This is a genomic window from Pseudoalteromonas sp. NFXS39, from assembly GCF_040148775.1.
Lineage (GTDB): Bacteria > Pseudomonadota > Gammaproteobacteria > Enterobacterales > Alteromonadaceae > Pseudoalteromonas > Pseudoalteromonas apostichopi.
This window is the reverse complement of sequence record NZ_JAGDEC010000006.1, coordinates 356,981-362,980: the sequence shown is the minus strand read 5'-3', so window position 1 is coordinate 362,980 and position 6,000 is coordinate 356,981. Positions and strand designations below refer to the sequence as shown.

The 6,000-nt window shown below is 49.4% G+C and carries 6 protein-coding genes; 1 reads left to right on the top strand and 5 read right to left on the bottom strand.

The annotated features are described in order from the left end of the window. The first annotated feature begins 492 nt into the window (after nucleotides 1–492). Nucleotides 493–819, top strand: coding sequence for a DUF7709 family protein (locus tag J3455_RS13690; RefSeq protein WP_294089277.1), 327 nt, complete (start codon nucleotides 493–495; stop codon nucleotides 817–819). Between the two features lie 305 nt (nucleotides 820–1,124). Here the strand turns inward: J3455_RS13690 and J3455_RS13685 are convergent, their stop codons facing one another. The 5 genes from J3455_RS13685 to J3455_RS13665 all read right to left on the bottom strand — a co-directional run bounded on the left by J3455_RS13685 (nucleotide 1,125) and on the right by J3455_RS13665 (nucleotide 5,597). Continuing rightward, entirely contained in the window at nucleotides 1,125–1,532 is a 408-nt protein-coding gene (locus J3455_RS13685) for a hypothetical protein (RefSeq protein WP_178927304.1), read from the bottom strand. Then, nucleotides 1,519–1,974: a hypothetical protein gene (locus J3455_RS13680; protein ID WP_130050857.1), complete on the bottom strand. Its 456-nt coding sequence runs from the start codon at nucleotides 1,972–1,974 to the stop codon at nucleotides 1,519–1,521. The genes J3455_RS13685 and J3455_RS13680 overlap by 14 nt, the downstream gene beginning before the upstream one ends. 59 nt (nucleotides 1,975–2,033) lie before the next feature. After that, nucleotides 2,034–4,268 carry a TonB-dependent siderophore receptor gene (locus J3455_RS13675; protein WP_349561930.1) on the bottom strand — a complete coding sequence of 745 codons (2,235 nt, stop codon included), beginning with the start codon at nucleotides 4,266–4,268 and terminating at the stop codon, nucleotides 2,034–2,036. 201 nt (nucleotides 4,269–4,469) lie between these two features. Next, nucleotides 4,470–4,601 (bottom strand): hypothetical protein, encoded by a 132-nt coding sequence (locus tag J3455_RS13670; RefSeq protein ID WP_349561929.1) that lies wholly within the window; start codon nucleotides 4,599–4,601, stop codon nucleotides 4,470–4,472. 150 nt (nucleotides 4,602–4,751) lie between these two features. Then, the gene (locus J3455_RS13665; RefSeq protein ID WP_130050859.1) at nucleotides 4,752–5,597 is read right to left on the bottom strand and encodes an AraC family transcriptional regulator; all 846 of its coding nucleotides are present in this window, start codon (nucleotides 5,595–5,597) and stop codon (nucleotides 4,752–4,754) included. Nucleotides 5,598–6,000: the final 403 nt, after the last annotated feature.

Genomic DNA, 6,000 nt, shown 5'->3' with positions numbered 1-6,000 from the left:
CAATCTGGCGCGGATCTCATCGTAGAGCTGGGACTAATGAAAGTCTCTAATAGACTCTGAATACATTAGCGCAAACCATCTCCGTTATTTTAAATTATTAACTTGCAAAACGGGGCGTACCATACATGTTGCCCCAAAACGAGCTAACGAAAATGCTTAAAATCAATTATTAATAACTCAGATAAGCAGCTTCTAAACGTGTAAAAATATAATTGCTTATTAAGGCAAATTTAGGTGTAATGAATACATAATAAGCGCTGAGAAATGCAGGGAAAGCTTACATTACACTAGCTAAGCTGATTAAATTAACTAGGGAAGTGAAAGCCTCCAAAAAGCCTATTTTTTATAAGCAAAGCCATAGCATAAACAACACCAACTCTGACACACCGAGCAGGTAGAGGTTCATTCCAACAAGCGATTATGCAACACAAACTGTGTGTCGCATGAATACTAAAATGTTAGCTATTGTGGAAATTATTGAAGGAGATAAAGATGACTGAAGGTTCACCAGAGAATACCGAGCAACTTGGTTCGATCAATAAAAAGATCGTAGCCGAAGGAGAAGAACTCCCCACTGTAACACTTAAAGATGGAAGTAAAGTACAAACAGGTACGGTTGCCACAATGCTCCGCAATGTCGCTTTATACAATGCAGGTGAGCGTGGCGAGGTGGAAGAGCAGCTGAAGATTGCAGTCCCGACCTTGATTAAAGTTGGATTATTTGAGCTATTCTCCGTTGATGAATGGGTTAACGGTCAGAATCCTGGTCGTAGTTTCGTTGGTCTGTGTGCTAAGGAATACTTTGGTATGCAAAGCTAACAGTTGCTGCAACTGACCGCCGTTCCGCGCCGCTTCACAGCGGCACTTGAGCTTAGGCGTTACCGAATAAATACTCTAACGTGTTCCTGTCCAAAAACGAGCTTGTCCGGCCATCTGCTTCTGGCTCATAGCTGCCTGCCAGATAAAGTTCAAACCTATTTATCGGAATTGTAAGATCAAATATGAGCTACTACAACTTACAAGAAAGGCATTTCCTCTCTTCATGGTCGGCCAAGGGGTTGCCGGAGAATGGGCTCTCCGGCGGTATCGGTCTTCTTGATGATATCAACAACAGGCCATTTGTGCTAAGACGCAGGGGATGATGTGGATTGCCCAGAAAGCAGTCCCTTGGCAATCTCCATCGCGTCCTCGTGCGACGAGGCAAGCATTAACGGGTAGCCCCAGAACTTGGCGAAAAGCATTGCAAACGCCTTGATGGCAAGACGTTTGGCTTGGCTGGGTTCAATCAGAATCATGGCCAGAACCAGCTCGCGTAATTCCGCCTTGTGCTCTTTCAACCAAAACGCAGTGCGTCTTTTGTCTTCCGGTGAGTGCGCATGGTCTTCAGCAGGTGCGGTATCGGTCAATATCACGAAGGGTTCGCCGCGCTGCAAATTGGCCTCGAATGCTTCAAAGTCCTTCTCGTGGTCATGTTCCGGCTCATGCGAAAAGCTCATCCAGACGAAGGGGAAGTTTGTGCTATTCATCGACATTTTGTACTCCTTTGCTTTTGAGTTGACGCCAGGTGGTCACAATAGCAAGGACACCGGGCAAGGTGATGAAAAAAACGGCGGAGAAAGCAACGTACCAACCGTCGCGAACCCCATCGGCGATCCCGCCGAGAGTATTTAGGACAACCATCAGACTACCGAGAACCAGCGCTACCCACAGCGCCTTGCGGGTTCCGATCAGCGCAATAAGCACGGTGATGATCCAACAACCATAAAATGTGGGGAATACCCACAGTACGTTGGGCTCAAACGTCATCGTCGGCGTTACTCCATGTGCTCTCACAAAGCCGTTGACGTAAAAGAACAACTGGAAGGTGACAAAAAGCACGGCACCCACGCAGGTGGTCAGCCAAAATAGGGCAACCCTGTTCTGTTGTTGGGGAGCTGTAGGGTAGCGTTGGTATAGATTAGATGGGGATGACATAGTTTTCTCTCTTATTAAGTTAGGTATTAGCAAGAGCGAATGTGCTATAAAGGCCACACTCACAACTTGTAGTTCAGTGTTAACATAACGTTGCGCGGTGCGCCGTAGCTTACGGTGTCGAAGTCTCCCTTCTGTAGCGCATACTTCTTGTCGAAAAGATTGTTAAGGTTGACTGACAGATCGAACTTCTGGGTGATGTCGTAACGTCCCATCAGTGATACCAAAGCATAGGAACCCTGTTCCCCACCCAATGTGCTCGTCCCGGTATTGGGCGTTTGGTAGAAGCGACTTTGCCATTTAATCCCGCCACCGAGCGTCAATGAGTGCCAGTCTCCGGGCAACTGGTAGGTATTGAAAAGTTGGGCCGTAGTGCGCGGTAGTTTTGAATTCAGACGCACGCCATCGCCATCTTCCGCTGTGAAATGAGTGATACCTGCGTAGATGTTCCAACCTAGTGCCAGCTCACCCTGCAAGTCCAACTCGATTCCCCGTGATTTCGTTCCATCAGCGCCCTTATAAGCTTGGGCACCGCCAGGGGTATAACTTCCGGCGACCACCTGCGCCGCGTTGTTCAGTTTGGTGTCGAACAAGGCCACCGACGCATTCAGACGCCCATCCATGTAAGCACCTTTGAGGCCGATTTCCTTGGTTTTTCCCTTTGACGGCGTGAGCACATTGCCGCTGCTGTCGCGATAGTCGGTTTGCGGATTGAATATGCTCGTGTAGCTGACGTAGCTCGAATAGGTTTTGTTAATGTCGTAGACCAAGCCTGCATACGGGGTGAATTCACCGCTCTTTTTGTAGTGCAATGAGGTACCACTGACGTCGTCGATTTCGTAGTTACTGAAGCGGCCGCCGATAATGAGTTTTAGCGGATCGGCCAGCGAAAACCGGGCTGCGCTATAAATACCGCTCTGCTTGACTCGGGTATGGGTCGGTACCGAAGCCATGGTCTCGAAGTCAGGTCGGGGATGGGCTGGACTCAAGTCATAGACATTGACTGCTGCAGTGCTGACATAGAATGGTGAAATATCCGCTTGGCGAGATGTGCGGCGTGAACTTGTCGCCCCCACCACTAAATCGTGTTTGCGCCCCTGCAATTCGAAGGGGCCGCTTGCCATCACATCGAAGGTATTTTGACGACTGCGACCGCCGGATGCCAGCGCGACCGGATAGGCCCCGTAAGGAAAAAAGCCTAGGCCTGTCTCACGATCGGGGCGGCCGACCAGACCAAGCAATTCGGCATCGAATTCTGTGCGGTACTGGTTAGCGGTGGCTTTAATATTCCAGCCATTATCGAAGACATGCGCTATCTCGGCAAACGCCGTCTTGAGGGTGTTGTCCCAGTGGCTCCACTTTTGCGCATAGTTCTTGCCGCGAGAATACTCCGCCTGTGTACCGTCGCTAAACCATAACGGCAAACCACCCCAGGTCGCCCCCTTCGGCATGATGCTCTGATAGTCATAACCTAGGCTCAACGTGGTGTCCTTGGTTAGATCCGCCTCGATGATACCGTAGAACCCTTTCCGCTCCGGCTTGTAGTCGTCGAGATACGAATGTCCGTCTTGATACGTTCCCACGATACGGGCGCGAATACGACCATCTTCGGCCAACGGCATCGATAGGTCGGTCAAGCCCCAATAAGTGTCCCAGCTTCCCGCACCAATTGAGGCGGCTGCCGAGAAGTCACGGGTTGGGCGTTTGCGCACCAGGTTGATAGCGGCCGAGGGATTGCCGGTGCCCGTCAGCAAACCGGAGCCACCGCGCACGACTTCGACCCGCTCGTAGAACGCGGTATTGAGCGAACCAATGCCGCTGCCATTGACGACATCGCCGACGGCGATGGGAATACCGTCGTACTGAACGTTGTTGATCAAGAACCCGCGAGAATAGAAACTCGTGCGCTCACTGTCGGACTGGTTCAACGTGATGCCCGTGGTGTTGTCCAGCACATCCTGCACTGAATTCAACTGTTGATCATCTATGCGCTGGCGCGTGATCACCGTTACTGCATTTGGCGTTTCCTGCAGCGACAGCGGCAGGCCCGTCGCCGCTGCAGTCTCACCCATGGTGTAGGCGTTAGTACCTTCACCTATTACCGTTATAATTGGCATGTTTACCGTTTTCTTAGACGTTTTATCCCCATCCTTGTTTTGTAGTTGCCCTGATTCACTGGCGCATACGCTCTGAGTGCTGATGAGGACTATCGCCGCAACAACAGAGCTAAGTACGGTGCTGGGTGTGCTCTTCTCAATTTCCCCACGAAGCTTCCTTATAGTTTTGCTATAACTCATTTAATAATACTCATTTTCAATTAGAGGCTTTATTTAATAATAAAATTGCCTGGGTGTAATGGTGTAATTAGGCCTGATTGTTATTCATTTCGGCCAAATATATTTGCCTCACTGTTTTTGGCCTTACTGAAAAATGAATTGACTTGATTTCGCCATGTGGAATCCCCATCGTGCAGGTCGATTGTGCTTTCTTCTGGTCTGCTATTCTTCAACCCAGCGTGCTTGGTTTGCCAAATATGGAATCCGTGATTGATACAGAAAAGGTCTATCCTGCCAGACACCGATATCAAAACCACGGATTCGCTCTGGTTTTGATAGCGGAATTTTAGGCATTAGTGTCTTATAGAGACTTCGCAGCAGCTCCAGCAAGGTAGCCGTGGGGATATTAATTCTGTGAGGGGTTACTGATTGCACCGATGCCAGTGGGCTGTCCATCATTCACCATTGACGAAAGCATGGGAACGATGCTGGCGGGAACTCCTATCAGGTTATGTCAGAAAGCACAATGCCTGGCACTGCAGTCGTTTCCGCGTTGCTCATTCGTTCTGAGATGTATCGAGCAGGTGGTTTACCGACGGCCTTGCGGAACATGGTGACGAAGCCGCTGGCATTTTCGTAACCCAACTCCAACGCTACTGTCTGCACGCTTTCGCCTTTGCTCAGACGTTGAAGTGCAAGGATCACATGCAGTTGTCGACGCCAACGTCCGAAGCTCATGCCGATTTCGTTCAGCAGCAACCGACTCATATTGCGTTCACTCATACCGATGCGGGTAGCCCAGTCCCCCTTCAATGTTTTGTCTGAAGGGCTGGCCAGTAGCATCTCGGCGAGCTGACGTAATCGCGGATCGCGCGGCATAGGTAGATGGAGGTTTTCTACCGGAGCTGCCGCCAACTCATCCAATAACGTAGCGATCAGCCGCTCTTCCCGGCTCCCGAGTTCATACAATTTGGGAAAGCCAGCCACCTTGAGCAACAATTCACGTAGCAGCGGTGATACTGCAATCGTGCAGCAGGTTTTTGGCAGATCCGGTGTGGCATCAGGCTCGACGAACAGGCAATAACATTCCGTTTCACCCGTGCCTCGGGATGAATGGGGCAAGTTTCCCGGTATCCATACTGCACATTGCGGTGGCACAATCCAGACTCCGTCTTCAATTTCGCAGTTGAGAATACCGCGAACGGAGTAAATCAGTTGCGCCTTGTGATGCTGATGACGGGCTTGTTCCCAGCCCTTTGTTACCGATGTAGCGCTCAGAGCAACCACAGGTCGGGGGATGTCATCAATGTCTCGGGCTGTGCTCAGATCGGTGGTTGTAATATTAGACATAGTCAGTTCTGAACCTTGGTTCAACGATGAGAAGGGGATAAATTTTGACCGAATTGAAAAGTATTATGGAGTAATAATGCAATGAGGTCCAACTTCGCATAGGAATTTTAGGATTAACTATGCTATCTGTGCCGCCAGTACTGCCCATCGGAGCATGTAGCGACATCTAAAATTTAGACAAACCTATAAAAAAATAGATAAATTCCGGTTTGTCTATTTTTTGGCCTTTTCATCCTTACTAAAAAGTCCAATGACGATTAGGGGTCAACTCAAGGTCATTTATTACTGTTTGGCTGATTTGAGAAGTGTTGTAATGACAATACAGTTTGCTCGAAGCAGTCGTGGAAACCTTCTTATCTTGCGAAATTTTAGTGACACTTCCGAGATTTTTCACCAATTCTGG